General features: G+C 65.2%; 19 protein-coding genes. 13 read left to right on the forward strand and 6 right to left on the reverse strand.

Annotated features, from left to right (window positions below; genetic code table 11):
• Positions 1–7: 7 nt before the first annotated feature.
• On the reverse strand, positions 8–745 hold the full coding sequence (locus PHP91_RS00780; RefSeq protein ID WP_300135580.1) for a cytochrome c3 family protein: 738 nt from the start codon (positions 743–745) through the stop codon (positions 8–10).
• Positions 746–978: 233 nt separating this feature from the next.
• On the opposite strand from PHP91_RS00780, the gene PHP91_RS00785 reads away from it, so the two are divergent.
• Both PHP91_RS00785 and PHP91_RS00790 read left to right on the forward strand, forming a co-directional pair.
• Positions 979–2,481: an alkaline phosphatase gene (locus PHP91_RS00785; protein ID WP_300135691.1), complete on the forward strand. Its 1,503-nt coding sequence runs from the start codon at positions 979–981 to the stop codon at positions 2,479–2,481.
• Between the two features lie 74 nt (positions 2,482–2,555).
• The gene (locus PHP91_RS00790; RefSeq protein ID WP_300135581.1) at positions 2,556–3,701 is read left to right on the forward strand and encodes a YibE/F family protein; all 1,146 of its coding nucleotides are present in this window, start codon (positions 2,556–2,558) and stop codon (positions 3,699–3,701) included.
• Here PHP91_RS00790 and PHP91_RS00795 read toward each other — a convergent pair.
• Positions 3,685–3,969, reverse strand: a complete 285-nt coding sequence (locus PHP91_RS00795; protein ID WP_300135582.1) for a potassium:proton antiporter — start codon at positions 3,967–3,969, stop codon at positions 3,685–3,687. The two genes, PHP91_RS00790 and PHP91_RS00795, sit on opposite strands and share 17 nt — an antisense overlap.
• 96 nt (positions 3,970–4,065) lie before the next feature.
• Here PHP91_RS00795 and PHP91_RS00800 point away from each other — a divergent pair, with 96 nt between their 5' ends.
• Positions 4,066–4,692, forward strand: coding sequence for a PilZ domain-containing protein (locus PHP91_RS00800; RefSeq protein WP_300135583.1), 627 nt, complete (start codon positions 4,066–4,068; stop codon positions 4,690–4,692).
• A gap of 4 nt (positions 4,693–4,696) precedes the next feature.
• On the opposite strand, the gene PHP91_RS00805 is transcribed toward PHP91_RS00800, so the two are convergent.
• The 3 genes from PHP91_RS00805 to PHP91_RS00815 all read right to left on the reverse strand — a co-directional run bounded on the left by PHP91_RS00805 (position 4,697) and on the right by PHP91_RS00815 (position 6,795).
• Complete coding sequence (locus tag PHP91_RS00805) at positions 4,697–5,611, reverse strand: FAD-dependent oxidoreductase (RefSeq protein ID WP_300135584.1); 915 nt, start codon at positions 5,609–5,611, stop codon at positions 4,697–4,699.
• A 96-nt stretch (positions 5,612–5,707) separates the two neighbouring features.
• Positions 5,708–6,469 carry an HD domain-containing protein gene (locus tag PHP91_RS00810; RefSeq protein WP_300135585.1) on the reverse strand — a complete coding sequence of 254 codons (762 nt, stop codon included), beginning with the start codon at positions 6,467–6,469 and terminating at the stop codon, positions 5,708–5,710.
• Positions 6,466–6,795, reverse strand: a complete 330-nt coding sequence (locus PHP91_RS00815; protein WP_300135586.1) for an SHOCT domain-containing protein — start codon at positions 6,793–6,795, stop codon at positions 6,466–6,468. Before PHP91_RS00815 ends, PHP91_RS00810 begins: the two co-directional genes overlap by 4 nt.
• Positions 6,796–6,978: 183 nt before the next feature.
• On the opposite strand from PHP91_RS00815, the gene PHP91_RS00820 reads away from it, so the two are divergent.
• The 10 genes from PHP91_RS00820 (at position 6,979) to lpxC (ending at position 15,802) form a co-directional block, all read left to right on the forward strand.
• Positions 6,979–7,377, forward strand: coding sequence for a response regulator (locus PHP91_RS00820; protein WP_300135588.1), 399 nt, complete (start codon positions 6,979–6,981; stop codon positions 7,375–7,377).
• Positions 7,378–7,426: 49 nt separating this feature from the next.
• Positions 7,427–8,230: a TIM44-like domain-containing protein gene (locus tag PHP91_RS00825; RefSeq protein ID WP_300135590.1), complete on the forward strand. Its 804-nt coding sequence runs from the start codon at positions 7,427–7,429 to the stop codon at positions 8,228–8,230.
• 37 nt (positions 8,231–8,267) lie between these two features.
• Positions 8,268–8,987 (forward strand): methyltransferase, encoded by a 720-nt coding sequence (locus PHP91_RS00830; RefSeq protein ID WP_300135592.1) that lies wholly within the window; start codon positions 8,268–8,270, stop codon positions 8,985–8,987.
• The gene (locus PHP91_RS00835) at positions 8,987–10,711 is read left to right on the forward strand and encodes a YcaO-like family protein (RefSeq protein WP_300135594.1); all 1,725 of its coding nucleotides are present in this window, start codon (positions 8,987–8,989) and stop codon (positions 10,709–10,711) included. The genes PHP91_RS00830 and PHP91_RS00835 overlap by 1 nt, the downstream gene beginning before the upstream one ends.
• A gap of 209 nt (positions 10,712–10,920) precedes the next feature.
• On the forward strand, positions 10,921–11,238 hold the full coding sequence (locus PHP91_RS00840) for a TusE/DsrC/DsvC family sulfur relay protein (protein WP_300135596.1): 318 nt from the start codon (positions 10,921–10,923) through the stop codon (positions 11,236–11,238).
• A gap of 171 nt (positions 11,239–11,409) precedes the next feature.
• Positions 11,410–11,634 carry a 50S ribosomal protein L31 gene (gene rpmE, locus PHP91_RS00845; protein WP_300135598.1) on the forward strand — a complete coding sequence of 75 codons (225 nt, stop codon included), beginning with the start codon at positions 11,410–11,412 and terminating at the stop codon, positions 11,632–11,634.
• A 182-nt stretch (positions 11,635–11,816) separates the two neighbouring features.
• Complete coding sequence (locus PHP91_RS00850; protein ID WP_300135600.1) at positions 11,817–12,764, forward strand: DUF1385 domain-containing protein; 948 nt, start codon at positions 11,817–11,819, stop codon at positions 12,762–12,764.
• A gap of 3 nt (positions 12,765–12,767) precedes the next feature.
• Positions 12,768–13,835 carry a peptide chain release factor 1 gene (gene prfA, locus PHP91_RS00855; protein ID WP_300135602.1) on the forward strand — a complete coding sequence of 356 codons (1,068 nt, stop codon included), beginning with the start codon at positions 12,768–12,770 and terminating at the stop codon, positions 13,833–13,835.
• Positions 13,836–13,852: 17 nt separating this feature from the next.
• Positions 13,853–14,698 carry a peptide chain release factor N(5)-glutamine methyltransferase gene (gene prmC / locus PHP91_RS00860; protein ID WP_300135604.1) on the forward strand — a complete coding sequence of 282 codons (846 nt, stop codon included), beginning with the start codon at positions 13,853–13,855 and terminating at the stop codon, positions 14,696–14,698.
• A gap of 183 nt (positions 14,699–14,881) precedes the next feature.
• Positions 14,882–15,802, forward strand: a complete 921-nt coding sequence (gene lpxC, locus PHP91_RS00865; RefSeq protein WP_300135606.1) for a UDP-3-O-acyl-N-acetylglucosamine deacetylase — start codon at positions 14,882–14,884, stop codon at positions 15,800–15,802.
• A gap of 151 nt (positions 15,803–15,953) precedes the next feature.
• Here lpxC and PHP91_RS00870 read toward each other — a convergent pair whose 3' ends face one another.
• Entirely contained in the window at positions 15,954–16,778 is an 825-nt protein-coding gene (locus PHP91_RS00870; protein ID WP_300135607.1) for a hypothetical protein, read from the reverse strand.
• Position 16,779 lies beyond the last annotated feature (1 nt).

Here is a 16,779-nt window from a genome sequence, read left to right on the forward strand (position 1 = left end):
GCGTCCCTTATTTCATGTGGCACTTGCCGCAGGCCGCGTCGCCGAAGGGCCCGGCGTCCTGCTTCCGGTGGCAGCCCATGCACTGGCCGTGGAAGGCTGCCGTGGTGGTCGGGATGAGCTGGTCGACGGGCTCCTTGTGGCAGTCGGAGCAGGCCTGCGGATCGGCCGGTTCGGCCTGGTCGCGGGTGTGGCACTTGCCGCACCCTCCGGCCCCGGCGTCGTACCACTCCTGGTGGCAGTCGGCGCAGCGGGCGTGGGCGGCGGACATCAGGTCCGGCCGGGCCGCCTCGGCCTTGTCCGTGTGGCAGTTGGCGCATTTCTGCGGCTCGGGTTCGATGGACGGGTCGTGATGGCACGCCCGGCAGTCGCCGGAAGCGTAGTCGCTCTCGTGATTCTCGTGGGAAAACTTGGCGATGGACGCGCCGGGATGGTGGCAGGCGGCGCAGGTCTTATCGTCCATCGAGGTCTGGTGCACGTCGATGAACGCCTGGTCGAACTTGTTGGCGTGGCAGGCGGCGCAGGGCGGCGGGTTCTGGTCGTCGCCCGTGGTGTGGTGGCAGGTCCCGCAGGCTTTGCCCTGGGCGTTCATGTGCGCCTGGTGGGTGAAAATGACCTTGCCTCCCTTGTTGTCCAGGAGGATTCGTACGGGCGGGCTCGCGGCGGGAGCGGGGACCAGATAGCCGGCCAGGGCCACAACGAAGAGGATGCCGACGGTGACGGCAATGGGGAGCAGGCGTCTTTGCAAGGAATCAACCTCTGATTTTGGCGTATTCGAATTTCATACCCGAAAAAACACGGTTTAGTCCATACCCATTTGAATTGACTCAGTAATCAATACGTTCAACGGGTTGAGGGGCGATGTCGCGGATTCGACATCACAGGGTCACACGAGGGCAACATTCCATCACCTTGACGTAACTATCGGGCGTTACAAGGACTTTCTCAACAACGCATACGCGCCATCGGAGGATTGAGATGATGAAATGGAATGTGAAACGCAGTGTGATTTGGATGCTGGTGCTCGCCCTGGGGTTGTCCCTCGCGGGCGGGTGCGCCAGGGAAGAGGCGAAAACCAAGGCCGAGGCCGGGTCCGGGAAGACCGCCAAGTACGTCTTCCTGTTCATCGGCGACGGCATGGGGTTGCCGCAGCGCGCGGCCAGCGCGGCCTATATAGGCAAAAAACTGGCCATTGACGCCATGCCCGCCCAGGGCATCACCACGACCTTCGCCAACAACCGGTTCATCACCGGTTCGGCGGCATCGGCCACGGCCCTGGCCACCGGGGTCAAGACCAATATCAACTATATAGGCGTCGACCCGAACTTCAAGCCCGTCAAGACCGTGGCCGAGCTGGCCAAGGAGCAGGGCAAGAAGGTCGGCATCGTCTCCAGCGTGTCCGTGGACCACGCGACCCCGGCCGCGTTCTACGCACACGTCAAGACGCGCAAGATGTACCACGAGATCGACCACGCCCTGGCCGATTCCGGCTTCGACTTCTTTGCGGGCGGCGGGCTGAAGGACCCCACCGGCAAGAAATCCAAGGCCCCCCTGGGCGACGCCCTCAAGAAGGCCGAGCACAACGGCTACAAGGTCGTCACCGACAAGCAGGCCTTCATGGCCCTCAAGCCGGGCGACGGCAAGATTCTGGCCTGGAACAACTGGCTCCAGGACGACCAGGCCCTGCCCTACGTCATGGACATGACCGCCGACGACATCACCCTGCCCGAGTTTACGGCCAAGGCCATCGAGATGCTCGACAACGACAAGGGCTTCTTCCTGATGGTCGAGGGCGGCAAGATCGACTGGGCCTGCCACGCCAACGACGCGGCCGCGTCCATCCGCAACACCCTGTCCTTCGACGACTCGGTCAAGCAGGCGCTGGCCTTCTATGACAAGCACCCCGGCGAGACCCTCATCGTGGTCACCGGCGACCACGAGTGCGGCGGCCTGACCCTGGGCTTTGCAGGCACCCATTACGAGTCCTACTACAATGTCCTGGGCGGCCAGAAGGTCTCCTTCCAGAAGTTCACCGATGAAATCCTCAAGGACTTCAAGGCGAAAGGCGGTTCCTTCGAGGACATGAAGCCGGTCATCGCCGCACAGTTCGGCCTCAAGTTCGAGGGCGATCCCAAGGCTGACCACATGGTCCTGGCCGACTTCGAGGTCAAGGAGCTGGAAAACGCCTTCAACCGCAGCATGAGCGGCGATAAGATCCAGGGCGGCGACTACCTGCTCTATGGCGAGTACGATCCGCTTTCCGTCACATTGACCCACCTGCTCAACGGCAAGGCGGGTTTGGGCTGGACCTCCTACAAGCACACCGGCGTGCCGGTCTCCACCTCCGCCATCGGCGTGGGCAGCGAGGCCTTCAACGGCAGCTACGACAACGTGGACGTCGCCCTGCGCATGATGTCCGCCATGGGCATTGATCCCAAGCCGCACTACGCGTCCGCCACGGGCGCGCAGGTGGCCGCCAACTAACCGAAAACAAACAGCGAACGAGCGGGTGGGGCGGGCCTTCCGTCCCACCCGCCTTGCATGGAGCCCAGCCCCGCATGTCCGTCACCCCCGCCACCCGCCACGATTACGCCCTGGTCCTGCTTTTCTTTCTCCTGTCCCTGGCCCTATATTTTCTGCCCACCGGCTTTGGCGAAAAGGTGGATGCCGACGCCGTGCGCTGCACCGGCACGGTGGTTTCCGTGGACGACAGCGAGGTGGGCCATTTCGGGCTCATCCGCAAGGGCGAGCAGGGCGTCACCCTGGAAATCAGGGACGGCCCCTTCGCCGGGCAACGGTTCGACGCCCACAACCAGCTCCTGGGCCAGTTGGACCGCGACAAGCTCTTCCGGCCCGGCGACACGGCCTACGTGGTCATCACCGTGGGCGGCAAGGGCGAGGTGCTCTACGTCAATCCCCAGGCCCACTACCGGCTGGGGCTGGAGGGGCTGCTGCTCGGACTGTTCGTGACCCTGCTGGTGGTGTTCGGCGGGGTGACGGGGCTCAAGGCGCTGCTTTCCTTTGTTTTCACCGGGCTGGCCATCTGGAAGGTCCTGGTCCCGCTCCTGCTTAAAGGGGTGGACCCGGTCTGGCTGACCCTCGGGCTGGTGACCCTGCTCTGCGCGACGATCATTTTCCTGGTGGCCGGGGTCAACCGGGTGGGGCTGACCGCCTTTTTCGGGGCGTTTCTCGGGGTGCTGACCAGTTGCGCGCTGGCGGCGTATTTCACCCGCGCACTGCACGTGCACGGGGCGGTGATGCCCTTTGCCGAGACCCTGCTCTATGCGGGATACAGTCATCTCGACCTGGCCAAGGTCTACATGGCCGGGGTGTTCCTGGCCTCGTCCGGCGCGGTCATGGACCTGGCCATGGACGTGGCGGCCAGCATGGGAGAGGTGGTTTCGCGCAACCCAGGCCTGTCGCGGGCCGAGGCTGTCCGCTCGGGACTGCGGGTGGGACGGGCCGTGGTCGGCACCATGACCACAACGCTGCTGCTCGCCTATTCCGGGGGGTACGTGACCCTGCTCATGGCCTTCATGGCCCAGGGAATACCGCTCGGGTCCACCTTCAATTTCATCTACGTGGCGGCCGAGGTCCTCAAGACGCTCGTGGGGAGTTTCGGGCTGGTCACCGTGGCTCCGTTCACGGCCGTGGTGGGCGGGTTTCTCCTGGCCGGGCGCGGGACGGCTATTTCCCGAGGATGATCCGCTGGCCCATGGCCAGGAGGAAGAAGGCTAGGCCGAGCCACCACAGGGCCAGGGCGAGCTGGGTGGTCAGCAGCACGTAGGCCGCCTTGAGCAGCACGTCCACGGGCACGGTGCTGACGAAATCGGTCAGGTCGATCCCGAGGCGGTTCACCGCGCTCATCAGGGTGACCGAGGGCCAGGCCGCGGTGACGACCCAGGCGGCGGCCTGGTAGCCGAGGGTCAGCAGACAGCCGATCCAGGCGATGATTCCGAAATACTTGAACATGTCGCGCGCCGGTTGAGGGTGATTGCTCATGCACGTATATATAATTGCCGGGGAAAAGGCCATGGGCTAGGGTTGGACGAACGTGGAGGGTGCGCCGTGAACATCGCGTCCGGGGACAAGGTCCTCATGGAGTTCTCGACCTTCGGCGACCGTTTCCTGAGCATCGTGACCGATGTTCGGGAGGACGGCCGTCTAATGGTCTATGCGCCCCTGTCCCCGCCGGTCATCGCCCGCCTCCGGACGGACGTCAGCGCCCGGGTCCGCTTCGCCCACGAAGGCCGGCTCAAGGGCTTCGCCACCCGGGTGCTCAACCCGGCGGCCCCGCCGGGGGCCGTGCTGGAGCTGGCCCCGCCCGACGGCGTCTACGACGCCGAGGACCGGACCGAGCCGCGCTGCCCCTGCCGTTTTCCCGCCCTTGTGGAGGCGGGCGGCCGGGCCATGCGCGCGGTGGTGGAGGACATGTCCACCTCCTGCTCGCGGGTGCGCTTCCTGGAAGACGACTGGGGTTCCGGCGAGTCCCTGGACGACCGGGAAGTCCGCCTGACCTTCCATCCCTTCGCCCTGGACCAGGGCTATTCCGTGGCCTGCGACCTGCGCGCGGTCTTTCATAAGAACGGCGAGCGCTACGCGGTGCTGGGCTTCCGGTCCGACGACGCCGAAACCCGGCGGCGGATCGACGAGTTCGTGGAAGCCCAACTGGATTGCGGGCTCCCACGGCTCTGACGAATTACGCTTCCCTTTCCGCCTGCTTTTTGGCGTAGGTGGCGGCCTCGATGCCCGCCACGCATCCCTCGCCCACGGCCTTGGCCATCTGGAGGGGCGGCCCGCAGATGTCGCCCGCGGCGTAGACGCCGTCCACGTTGGTCCGCTGCTTCTTGTCGGCCACGATGTACTTCATGTCGTCGTCCAGGCGGACGCCGAGCATGGCCGTCAGTTCCAGCACGCCCTTGGCCCCGAGCTCGATGAACACGCCGTCCACGGGCAGGGTGGAGCCGTCGTCGAGCTGGACGGCGCTGACCGCCGTGACGCCTTGGATTTCGGTGATCTTCACGCCCTCGTGGACCTGGACGCCGGTGTCGTCGAGCTGCCTGCGCAGCCCCTCGGCCACATCCAGCTTTTCACAGAAGAGGTGCACCTCGCGGGCGAAGTGGGTCAGGGCCACGGCCCCGCCCGCCGCCGCGCTGCGGCACCCGGCCACGGCCACCACCGCGTCGCGGTAGAAGCCCGCGTCGCAGTCCACGCAGTAGCTGACGCCCTTGCCCAGGAGCTCCTTTTCGCCGGGGACCTTGAGTTTTGTCCGGCTGGAGCCGGTGGCCAGGATCACGGTCCGGGTCCGGATCTCGTCGCCGGATTCGAGGCGCATGACGAACAGCTCCCCGTCCGGCTCGATGGCGAGCACGTCCTCGTCGCGCAGTTCAGCGCCGAAGTTCCGGAGCTGTTCGCGGCCGGTCTTGAGAATCTCCTCGCCGGAGATGGTGAACTGGCAGCAGTAGTTTTCAATGTGCGCCCAGTACAGGCTGCTGTTGTCCATGCGGCCGAGCATGAGGGTGCGGGCCTTCTTGCGCGCGGCATGGATGCCCGCCTGCAGGCCGCCGGGGCCGGAGCCGAGGATGACGACGTCGTAGAGTTTGGTATTGGTCATGGGGAACCTCCATGGTGAGTCCGGTGTGTGTATCCAATAAGGATAAGCATTCGCCGGTCGATGTACAGCGGGGGAGCGGGAAAAAGCGCTGGCGGATCAGGCTCCGAGAAAGGCGTCCACCTTGGCGCGGAAGGCGCGGATGGGCGCGTCGTCCGGGAGCAGTGCGAAGATGCGGGGCAGGTGTCCGCGCTCGACCACCAGCCGCCGCGTGGTGGGCAGGTGCAGGCGGAAGACCCAGCCGACGATCAGCAGCAGGAAATCGTTGGTGTAGCGGATCAGGTTGTAGTCGCCTTCCTGGTCGCGCATCAGCTTGTCGTAGACAGTTTCGGAGTAGCGCGCCGGGTCGTTGGCCACGCCGTGGGTGATGAGGGGGTCCGGGTTGTCGCCGCAGAAGTTGTCGATCATCACCCGGTAGATGTCCAGCTTGTCCGCGTCGCGCACGACCTTGAGCGGCAGAGCGATGTCCGGCCGCAGGTCCGGGCGGATGGTCTTGACGTTGTGTTGGGCCACGGCGAACCGGATGATCCGGGCGTCCGGTCCGGACACGGGTTCGGGAAAGCCGAGACGGCGCAGTGTCAGGACGCCCATGCGGCCGTGGTTCACCGACTCGCGGTCGTTGAAGGTGTGGTAGGTCGCGTACTGGGGGAACCGGCCGATGTCGTGGTACAGGGCGGCCATGCGGCACAGCCATGCCTCGCGCCCTTCGATTGCCTCGCCCCCGATAATGGCCGAGGCGTTGTCGAGAACGCGCAGGGAGTGGTCGAGCTTGATGCGGATGCCCTCGTCGTCCTCGCCGGTCAGGTGCGCTTCGGCGAAGCGGGTCAGGGCCTCGATGTGCGGATCAAGGGAGGGGATCAATCCTCAAGCCCCTTCATTTTGACCTTGTATTCCAGCTCCGAAATCTCGCCTTTTTCGAGTTGCTCCCTGAGCTCGGCCCGCTCGCGTTCGGTCTGTTCCCTGGCCTCGCGGTCCATCTCCTCGTCCCGGAGCCGGCCGCCGGGGCCGAAGAGGAAGCGGAGGAAGAGCAGGATCGCGCCCATGATGAGGGCCACGAAGACCAGTCGGGCAACGGAGGGCAGCAGTTGCTCGCCGTAGCCGGAGTTGAAGGGCCAGGCGCGCCACTGGGGGGTGTCCATGAAGTCGAAGAAACCGGCCAGCAGGGTCGGCAGTTCGGGTAAGGTCATTGATGCTCCCGTGTTGAGTTTCGTTTATCTACGTCTCAACCCGGTCGGAGGCAAGCCTTTGGAGGGGAGGGAATTATAATCGGAATCAAACCGTTGCCGGGGCGGCATCGAGCGGTTATCGTTCGCGTTGAGTTTCCCTTGGCGATGGTGTAGGAGGGAGCCTTGTTTTCCCCTGGAGGTGTCATGCGCATCCTGATCGTTGAAGATGAATTCACCAGTCGAAAGCTGTTGACCGCGCTGCTGCGCGACTTCGGCCGTTGCGACACCGCAAGCGACGGCGCCGAGTGCGTGGAGACCTTCCGCGCCGCGCTGGCCGCCGACGAGCCCTATGAGCTCGTGTGCATGGACATCATGATGCCCAACAAGGACGGGCACCAGGCCCTCAAGGAGATTCGCGCCATCGAGCAGGAGCTCGGCGTGCATCCCGCCAGGGAGGCCAAGGTGATAATGGTCACGGCCCTCAACGACCCCAAGACCGTGGTCAAGGCCTACTACAAGGGCGGGGCGGCCGCGTACCTGCCCAAGCCCATCGAGGTGGAGAGTCTCCATGCCATCCTGCGCGACCTGGCGCTTATCGACTAAACAGGACGTGCGCTTTTCCGGCCCGGCCGGGGCGCGTCGTGAAAGACCTATGACCGTCAATTCTATCTTCCGTTCCCTGGCGGCGGTCGGGCCGCACCTGTCGCGGGCCCTGGCGCTGCTGCTCCTGGCCGGTCCCGCGTGGGCCGAGGGGGAGCAGGCGTCCGGCGCGGGCTCCATCCTCAATATCCTGCTCCTGGCCCTGGTTGCCTATTTCCTGGTGCGCATGTTCCGCCGGCGCTCCGGCGGCGACCGGCCCGATGATCGGCCCGGCGACCGGCCCGGTCCGCGCCCCGGCGACGGGGCGAACGGCGACGGTCCCGACTCCGGCGACTCTGGCGACGCGGGCGACGTCCGCCGTCCGCCCGCCCGGCCCGTTGACCGCTACGAAGCGGCCCGCCAGATGTGGACCATGCTCGGCGGCGACGGGGAGGAAGGCGGAGAGCGGGGCGGCGACGCGCCCTCCCGCGCCATTCCGCCCGCAGCCGTCGAGGCCGGGTTCGACGAGCGCGAGTTCCTGGAGGGGGCCAAGCTTTTCTACACCCGCCTTCGCCAGACGGACGGCGTCGAGGACCTGGACGAACTGAAGCCGTTCCTCTCCGGGGACGTCTACGACCATGCCCGGGCCGCCATCGAGTCCGGCGCGTACCGGCGGGAGGAGGTCATGCTCCTCGACGCACGCGTGGCGGACATGCGGACCGAGGGCGGACGGACAATGATTTCGGTCTCCTATGACGCCACCTTGGGCGGCGAGGGAAACCAGACCCATCAGCGGCGTTCGGTATGGGCGTTCTCGCGCGACGACGGCGTGGAGAACGGCCTCTGGACCCTGGACGCCATCGACAACATGAATTAGGAACCCCGCCCGCGGGGTGTCCATATCGGAGGAAGACGTGGCTGTGAAAGAGTACGATCTCGCGCAGCCCATGGACCGGCTCCTCTCCCTTGCCGCGAACAAGTTCGGCGAGGTGGAGTTCCAGCCCGTGACCGTGGGCGGCCAGACCCTCGAACTGCTGCAGATCAAAGAGATGCAGCGCTACATCGACAAGCTCATGGACCAGACCCGGTCCGGCAAGACCGTGATCCTGCCCCTGTGGGCCAAGATCTGGCAGTCCGGCCTGGTGCTCGGCTCCTTCGTGGCCAGGTTCCCCCTGGCCGAGGGCGGCCGGGTGCTCCAGATCGGCGGCGGCGCGGCCCTGGGCGGCCTGCTCCTGGCCCGCCGGGGCTTCGAGGTCACCGTGGTGGACAAGGACCCGGACGCGCTCCTGTTCGCCCGCATCAACGCCCTCAGGAACGGGCTGGACGGCGTGCGCTGCGTGCGCACGGACTTCCGCGACGACCTGGGCGCGGCCTTCGACTGCGCCGTGGCGGGCGAGCTGCTCTTCGACGAGACCGTGTTCGACAACCTGGCCGGGTTCCTGGACCGCCACATTGCCGACACGCCCGCGGCCGAGGCCTTCCTGGCCCTGGACCTGAAGCGCGCGGCCCGCAATTTCTTCACCGCCGCCGGGGAGCGCTTCGCCATCATGCGCTCCGAGGCCGCTTACACGGACAACGCCACGGGCGAGAAGAAGGCCGTCAGCCTCTTCCGGCTCAGGCGGAGGGGGGCGTAGTGCGGCTCAACGACTGCTTCAAGACCTACACCCGCGACCAGGACAAGGCGTGCGATCCCGTGGAGACCGTCCGCCGGGTCAAGGCGCTGCTCGATGAGCGCTGCGCCGGGGTCCTGGCCGAGACCGACCGCGTGGACACCGGGCGGCTCGGCATCCCGGTCTTCGTCTCCGTCTGCGGTCCCGAGGCCGCGCGCTTCATGCCCACGCGCAAGCAGATGGGCAAGGGAGCCTCTCCGGAGCAGGCCGAGGCGTCGGCCCTGATGGAGCTGGTGGAGCGCTATTCCTTTTTCACCTTCTGGGCCGACGAGGACAACTTCGAGCGGTTGACCTGGTCCGAGGCCGAGGCCCGCTGGCCGGGCAAGGTCATGGACGTCGGGCTCATCGCCCGTTCCGTCGACGAGGACATGGACCCGGCCGACGCCGTGCGGCTCATGGACCTTGTCCGCTGGCGATTCCACCCCGCCCTGAACGTGCTCACAGGCGAGGAGGAGCGCGTTCCTCTGGATTGGTTCAAGAAGCTCAACGAATTCAATGGTTCCTCCGCCGGAAATACCTACGAGGAGTCCATCTCGCAGGGCGCCAACGAGCTCATCGAGCGCCACGTCTGCGCCCTGATCGACCGCGCCCGGCCCGAAGTGCCGACCATCGACCCGGCCAGTTCGGGCGACCCGGTCCTGGCCCGGCTGGTCAAGTGTTTTGCCGACAACGGGGTGGAGCTGCTCCTCAAGGATTTCTCCCTGGGCTACCCCGCGCCCACCGTGGCCGCCGTTGCCTGGGACCCGAAGACCTTCCCGGCCCTGAGCGAGATCGTGTTCACGGCGGGCACCGCGGCCTCGCCGGTCAAGGCGGCCATCCGGGCCGTGACCGAGGTGGCGCAACTGGCGGGCGACTTCGAGACCAGCCGCGTCTACGAGGCGTCCGGCCTGCCCAAGTTCACCGATCTTTCCCAACTGGACTGGCTGAAGGCCGGGGAGCGGGTCGCCCTTGATGCGCTGCCCAGCGTGGAGGACGACAACATCCTGGTGGAGCTGAGGCGCATGGCCGGCGGGCTCGCGGACAAGGGTACGCCGCTCTACGCCGTGAGCACCGCCCATCCCGAGCTCGGGGTGCCCGCCAACTACAGCTTCGTGCCCGGCTTCGACTTTCGCGAGCGTACGCAAAACCGCAGCATCGGGCTGTTCGTGGGCCGCATCCTGGCCGAGGACGAGGAGTTCGGCGACGCCCTGGAGGGCCTGGAAGTGCTGGAGGGAATCTATCCCGACGCCTATTTCCTGCCGTTTTTCAAGGGGCTGCTCGCCCTGCGCATGGGCGACGCGGAGTATGCGGCCGACCAGTTCGCCGAGGCCGAGCCGCTCCAGCCCGCCGACGCCGAGCGCGGCCTGGCCGCCTTCTACGCGGGCTACGCCCTGTCCCAGGCCGAGCGGTGGGAAGAGGCCGTGGCCCCGCTGACCCGGGCCGTCGGCTACGACGACGAGTGCCGGGAATACTTCAACCTGCGCGGCGTGGCCCACTTCAAGGCCGGGCGCTACGCCGAGGGCGCGGCGGATTTCCAGGCCTCGCTCAACATCGACAGCGGGTCGCCCCACGATCTGGCCAACCTGGGGCTTTGCCACAAATTCATGGGCAATCGCTCCGAGGCGATGGATTTCCTCGGCGCGGCTCTGGACATGGACCCGAGCCTGGATTATGCCCGTAAGCATCTCGAGGAACTCAAGCGATCCTAGATCGTTCCGGTAGGGTATTCCGATGGAGTTTTTTCAGGTGAAAATGGTTGGGCGCTTGACAAAACTTGTGTGGTGGAAGTAATCTCCCTCCACGGTTTCAGACCGCGCCAGACAATGGTATCAAACAGCGGATCGCTGTTTACATGGATAGGGTGTTCCGGACTGTCCGGACTATACAGGATGACAACCATCCCACTTAGGAGGATAAAATGGCTGTTGTTGAATTCCAGGGTAATACCTTTGAAGTTGATGAAGACGGCTTCCTGCAGAAATTCGAAGACTGGACCCCTGCTTGGGTCGAGTACGTGAAGGAATCCGAAGGCATCAAGGAGATGAGCGAAGATCACCAGAAGGTCATCGACTTCCTGCAGGACTACTACAAGAAGAACGGCATCGCTCCGATGGTCCGCATCCTCTCCAAGGTCACCGGCTTCAAGCTGAAGCAGATCTACGAGCTGTTCCCGTCCGGACCCGGCAAGGGAGCCTGTAAGATGGCTGGCCTGCCCAAGCCCACCGGCTGCGTTTAGTCCGCAACCAGTGACGACGTTCAAGGCAGGCGCTCCGGCGCCTGCCTTTTCTTTTGGAAGGCGGAGAAAGCGGGACGGGGTGCTGAAAAAGGGTGATATTTTCCCTTGCCAAGGTGGGGCGCACCGAGTATAAGACCGAGTTCCGAACGAAATTAATGACAGGAGTACGTCATGAAAGCCGATATCCATCCCAAGACTTACAAGGCCAAGGTCCGTTGCCACTGCGGTTACGAGACCGAGCTGATGACCACCAAGGGCGCCGAGCTTGAGGTCGAAATCTGCTCCAACTGCCACCCGTTCTACACCGGCAAGCAGCGCTTCGTCGACACCGCCGGTCGTATCGACCGCTTCCGCAAGAAGTACGCGCAGTTCGAGAAAGCCAAAGCCGACAAGTAACGCATCTCCCGGCGCAAGCCGCGAACATATGCCTTCGCCGGATTCGCGTCCGCGAAGGCATATTGTTTTGGGCGACGGCCTTTACAAGCCGTCCGGAATTCTTAATTCTGCCCCGTGGAGATCGTGCGGCGCGCCGCGCCGCGTGACGAGTGTCTTCGTCCTTTTCCCCGGAGGGTGACTTTTTGAAATTGCCAGGAATTCTCGCACTTGCCGCACCCCAGTCCGTCGGCGGACAGGCCGTCATCGAAGGCGTGATGATGCGCGCGAGGGACACCCTCGCCATCGCCGTCCGCAAGGCCGACGGCACCATCGTCACCGAGGTGCGCCCCTGGTTCTCCCTGGCCCGTCATCCCTGGCTGAAAAAGCCCTTCGTACGCGGGTTCCCCGTGCTTCTGGAGACCCTGGTCAACGGCATCAAGGCCCTCAACTTCTCGGCCATGCAGGCCGCCGAAGGGGACGAGGAGGGGGGCGAACTGACCACCTGGCATCTGGTCCTGACCATGGTCCTGGCCTTGGGCGCGGCCCTCGGTCTGTTCGTGGTCCTGCCCCATTTCCTCTCCGTGGGCCTGGAGCTGCTCGGCCTCGCCGGGGACGTGGACTCCCTGAGCTTCCACCTCTGGGACGGCTGCATCAAGATGGCCGTGTTCGTGGGCTACATCCTCGCCATTTCGCTCATTCCCGACATCCGCCGCGTGTTCGAGTACCACGGGGCCGAGCACAAGGTCATCTGGACCTGGGAGTCGGGCAAGGACCTCTCGCCGGACGCCACCCGCTTCTTCAGCCGGTTGCATCCCCGCTGCGGCACCGCCTTCCTGCTGTTCGTGCTGGTGGTATCCATCCTGCTCTACGCCGTGCTGGTGCCGTACCTGCTGACATGGTATTCGCCGGAACACTTTCTGGCGAAGCACCTCTACATCGTCGGCATGAAGTTGTTTCTCATGATCCCGGTAAGTTGCATCGCCTACGAGATGATCAAGTTTGCGGGCAAGTACAGCAGGAACGTCCTGTGCAAGGCGCTGTGCTGGCCCGGACTGATGATGCAGGTGCTGACCACCAAGGAACCGGATGATTCCCAGATAGAAGTGGCCATTGCCGCCTTGCAGTGCGCCGTCAACGCCGAGGAGTGCTGACCGATGTTCGGCAAGCTTGAGGAAATCGAGGCCAAGTACGACAAGCTGGAGCAGGAACTCGCCCAGCCCGACATTTTCAACGACCAGGAGCGGTACAAGAAGGTCTCCAAGGCCCATGCCGACCTGGCCGATGTGGTGCGCGTCTTCCGCGAGCACAAGCAGCTCGCCCAGGAACTGGACGACAACCGAGAGATGCTGGCCGACGGCGATCCCGACATCCGGGAGATGGCCAAGGCCGAGATAGAGACCATCGAGGAGCGGCTGCCCGAGCTGGAGGAGGAACTCAAGATTCTCCTGCTGCCCAAGGACCCCATGGATGACAAGAACATCATCCTGGAAATCCGCGCCGGCACGGGCGGCGACGAGGCGGCCCTGTTCGCGGCCGACCTCTACCGCATGTACAGCCGTTACGCCGAGGCCAACCGCTGGAAGGTCGAGGAGATGAGCTCCAACCCCACCGGTTCCGGCGGCTACAAGGAAATCATCGCCTCCATTTCCGGCGACAAGGTCTACAGCAAGCTCAAGTACGAGTCCGGCACCCACCGCGTGCAGCGCGTCCCGGCCACCGAGTCCCAGGGGCGCATCCACACCTCCGCCGTCACCGTGGCCATCATGCCCGAGGCCGAGGAAGTGGACGTGGATATCCGACCCGAGGACCTGCGCGTGGACGTCTACCGCTCCTCCGGGCCCGGCGGCCAGTCGGTCAACACCACGGACTCGGCCATTCGCATTACGCACATTCCCACGGGCATGGTCGTCATCTGCCAGGACGAGAAGTCCCAGCACAAGAACAAGGCCAAGGCCCTCAAGGTCCTGCGTTCCCGCCTGCTCCAGATCGAGCAGGACAAGGCCAAGGCCGAGGAGGACGCCAACCGCCGCAGCCAGATCGGCTCCGGTGACCGCTCCGAGCGCATCCGGACCTACAACTTCCCCCAGGGCCGTGTTTCGGACCACCGCATCAACCTGACCTTGCACCAGCTTCCGCAGATCATGGAAGGGGAGCTGGAGGACCTGACCGACGCCCTCATCAGCCACTTCCAGGCCGAGGCGCTCAAGCGGCAGGGCGACTAGCACCCGCCGGGACGGCCGTGCCCACCCGCCTGGACATCCTCCGGGAGAGCGAAGCGCGCCTTGCGGGCGTGGATTCGCCGCGCCTGAGCGCCCAGTTGCTCATGGCCGAAGTCCTGGGCTGCTCCACGGCCGCCGTCTACCTGGACCGCGACCGCGAGGTTGCGCCCGACCAGGCTGCGCGCATCGCCGAACTGGTGGCGCGCCGCGCCGGGGGCGAACCCGTGGCCTACATCCTTGGCCGCCGCGAGTTTTACGGCCTGGAGTTCGAGGTCGCCCCGGCCGTGCTCATTCCCCGGCCCGAGACCGAGCACATCGTCGAGCGGGTGGAAACCCTTTTCGCCCGAGAAAGCGCCTTTCATTTCGCCGACCTGGGCACCGGTTCCGGCATTCTTGCCGTGACCATCGCCACCCTGTTTCCCCATGCCAAGGCCGTGGCCATGGACCTGAGCGAGCCCGCCCTGGAGGTGGCCCGGCGCAATGCCGCCCGCCATGGCGTGGCCGACCGCATCCGGTTCGTGCGCGGCGACTTCACCAGGCCGCTTCCGCACGGCCCCTACGACCTCATCGTGACCAATCCGCCCTACGTCACCGAGCGGGAGATGGCCGAGGCGAGCCCGGAGGTCACGGCCTTCGAGCCCGCGTCCGCCCTGGTCAGCGGCGAGGACGGCCTGGACCACGTCCGGGCCATGCTCGGCCCGGTCCTTGACGCCCTGCGGCCGGGGGGGGCGCTGCTCATGGAGGTTGGGTGGCGGCATGGCGAGCCCATCAAAAAAATAATGTCCCGCGACTTCCCGGAAATCGGGCCGGTTAGCATCATCCGTGATCTGGCCGGTTACGATCGCGTGGTTTTTTTGCGAAAATGACATTTGCAAAAAAGCCACACATTCCCCGAATTCTTGTTGTAAAAATACAATCAGTTGCGGGGATGCTACACATCTCTAGAAAGTGTCGAGATAGAAAAAATAAGTAATTTTAACAAGTTATACCGACTGAAAGCCGTGGCACCATTCTTGCTTTTGTGATTTCGGTTTTCAATCGGAGGATTAATGTTGCAGACCACCATTCAGAAATCAGTGCGTTGCACGGGAACCGGACTCCACAGCGGGAAACAGGTGGAGCTGGTGCTCCGCCCGGCCGCCGAGGATACCGGAATCCTCTTTTCCCTGCGCAACGGTTCCGGCTCCACCTTCCTGACCCCCGCTCCCTCCCTGGTCGTCGAAACCGGCCTCGCCACCGTCTTGGGTGACGGCCGCGAGACCGTCGCCACCGTGGAACATCTGCTCGCCACCGTCAGCGGCATGGGCATCGACAATATCCATATCGAGGTCTCCGGCCGCGAGCTGCCCATCATGGACGGCAGCGCCGCTTCCTTCGTCTATTTGCTCAAGCAGGCGGGCGTCCGCAAGCTATCCAAGCCCCGGCAGGTCCTGGCCATCAAGAAGCGCGTTGAGTTCGAGAAGGACGGCAAATTCATCAAGGCCACGCCCCACAACGGTTTTCACATCGACTACACCATCGAATTCGCCCATCCCCTCATCGGCGTCCAGCGCATGGAGCTGGAAATAACCCCGGACAACTTCGTCAAGGAGCTGGCCAAGGCGCGCACCTTCGGTTTCCTCAAGGAAGTCGACTACCTCCATGCCAACGGCCTGGCCCTGGGCGGTTCGCTGGACAATGCCGTGGTCCTGGACGACTACGGTGTCCTCAATGCCGAGGGGCTGCGCTACAAGGACGAGTTCGTCCGTCACAAGATGCTCGACTTCGTGGGCGACATGGCCGTGCTCGGCGCGCCTCTGCGGGGCCATTTCGAGGTCTTTGCCTCGGGCCATGCCATGAACAACGCCTTCCTGCGTCATCTGGACGAGAATCGGGACATGTATCTGGAACCCCGCATCCTGCCGGTGCCCGGCAAGGTCGCGAAGGACGTCCGCGTCAAGGGCCTGGAGCCCGTGGCCGTTCCCGCCTAGGCCCGCATCCGCTGCAAAACGTGTTGAAAACCCGCCGAAAGGCGGGTTTTTTGTCGCCGTCGGCTATGGCGCGGGGTGTTGGTGGAGCGGAGACGGGATTGCCGCCGCTGCGGCCGGATTGTCGAGGAGCGGCTAAAGGGGGAGCGGCGTCCTAGCGGGCGAAGAGCAGTTCGGCCACGATGCCGCCGTGTTCGCGCTGGGCCAGCTTGGCGACGCCCAGGCAGCGGACCGTGCCGGTCGCTGGCCGGACCTCGGCCTCCAAATGTGCCTGGAGCGCCTCGCGCCGGTCCGGGTGCTGCAACTTCAGCCTGTAGCCCGTCTCCCCGTCCTTGTTGAGGAATTCCGCCCGGACCAAGCCAAAGGCGGGCAGCTCGAACTCGACCATGGCCGCCTGCATCCGGCTCTCGTCCTCTTCGGCCGGGGCGCGTACCACGGTGGCCTGGCGGCGCGCCTCTGGCAGGAGCCAAGGCTGGTAGAGCAGCCGGTGGGACGGGGGAAAGAGAGCCGTGATCTCGCCCGCGCAGCCCAGGGCGTCCAGGTAGGCGGCGCGCAGCTTGGGCGCGGATTCCAGCAGGGTGAGGAAGGCGCCGGAGCGTTCGGCGGCGGGGAGGGCGGCGACTTGCGCCGCCTCTGGGCGAAAGCGGTTTTCGAATAGGGCGCGGGCGGCCTCGAAGGACGCGGCGGTCTCCAGCCGGGGCGTGGCGGCCGTGCCGGATTCGTAGAGCTCCTTGAGCACGATCTCGGGCACGAGTTGCCGAATGACGAAGACCAGCCAGGTCCCTTCTCGGGGGGAGGAGCGGAGCTGGGCCAGGAGGCGGTGCCCTTCGATCTCGACCCAGGCCATGTCGTCGGCGACGCGCTTGAGGACACGGCCGCGTACCTTTTGGCCCGGGCGGCGTCCCCGGCGAAAGGCCGTGGAGCGGTCATCGCCGCCGCCGAAGCCGGAGTTGCCGGAGCCGGAGCCGAAGATGCGCATG

Origin of the sequence: Pseudodesulfovibrio sp., from assembly GCF_028692895.1 — a bacterium.
Taxonomy (GTDB): domain Bacteria; phylum Desulfobacterota; class Desulfovibrionia; order Desulfovibrionales; family Desulfovibrionaceae; genus Pseudodesulfovibrio.

Coding starts and splice junctions, on each gene's coding strand:
- PHP91_RS00785 (WP_300135691.1), top strand. CDS start 979: ATGAAATGGAATGTGAAACGCAGTGTGATTTGGATGCTGGTGCTCGCC.
- PHP91_RS00790 (WP_300135581.1), top strand. CDS start 2,556: ATGTCCGTCACCCCCGCCACCCGCCACGATTACGCCCTGGTCCTGCTT.
- PHP91_RS00795 (WP_300135582.1), bottom strand. CDS start 3,969: ATGTTCAAGTATTTCGGAATCATCGCCTGGATCGGCTGTCTGCTGACC.
- PHP91_RS00805 (WP_300135584.1), bottom strand. CDS start 5,611: ATGACCAATACCAAACTCTACGACGTCGTCATCCTCGGCTCCGGCCCC.
- PHP91_RS00815 (WP_300135586.1), bottom strand. CDS start 6,795: ATGACCTTACCCGAACTGCCGACCCTGCTGGCCGGTTTCTTCGACTTC.
- PHP91_RS00820 (WP_300135588.1), top strand. CDS start 6,979: ATGCGCATCCTGATCGTTGAAGATGAATTCACCAGTCGAAAGCTGTTG.
- PHP91_RS00825 (WP_300135590.1), top strand. CDS start 7,427: ATGACCGTCAATTCTATCTTCCGTTCCCTGGCGGCGGTCGGGCCGCAC.
- PHP91_RS00840 (WP_300135596.1), top strand. CDS start 10,921: ATGGCTGTTGTTGAATTCCAGGGTAATACCTTTGAAGTTGATGAAGAC.
- rpmE (WP_300135598.1), top strand. CDS start 11,410: ATGAAAGCCGATATCCATCCCAAGACTTACAAGGCCAAGGTCCGTTGC.
- prfA (WP_300135602.1), top strand. CDS start 12,768: ATGTTCGGCAAGCTTGAGGAAATCGAGGCCAAGTACGACAAGCTGGAG.
- lpxC (WP_300135606.1), top strand. CDS start 14,882: ATGTTGCAGACCACCATTCAGAAATCAGTGCGTTGCACGGGAACCGGA.
- PHP91_RS00870 (WP_300135607.1), bottom strand. CDS start 16,778: ATGCGCATCTTCGGCTCCGGCTCCGGCAACTCCGGCTTCGGCGGCGGC.